At 57.6% G+C, this 354-nt stretch carries 1 other RNA gene; it reads right to left on the reverse strand.

Going from position 1 to position 354, the window contains the following annotated elements:
- Nucleotides 1-73: 73 nt before the first annotated feature.
- An RNA gene (gene rnpB / locus L691_RS31325) (RNase P RNA component class A) lies at nt 74-354 on the reverse strand; the annotation flags it as partial.

The raw sequence follows: 354 nt of genomic DNA on the forward strand, positions 1-354 counted from the left end.
GCGGCGCTTCCGGGTTTCCCGGGTGCGCCGCCGCTTATGACGTATGTTTGTCCAAGTATAAGTGTTGCCAGTTTAGGAAAGTTTGCCGTAAGCCGGGTTCTGTGCTCTTTGTGGTTCTGACGGGAACTACCCTCCCACTGTGAGCGACAATCATCTATCTAGGCCGTACATTGCTGCACAGCTCCAGCGACCAACCCGAACGCGCCTCAGGCGAAGGCTGCCTCTTCCTACCAGGAATCGGCTGCGTTCCATTAGGTCTTGCTCCAGGTGGGGTTTACCAGGAACGAAGTCACCAGCGTTCCTCGGGGTCTCTTACACCTCGGTTCCACCCTTGCCTGTGCCGCTTGCAAGCGG

It is taken from the genome of Paenibacillus zanthoxyli JH29 (assembly GCF_000520715.1).
Taxonomy (GTDB): domain Bacteria; phylum Bacillota; class Bacilli; order Paenibacillales; family Paenibacillaceae; genus Paenibacillus_AQ; species Paenibacillus_AQ zanthoxyli.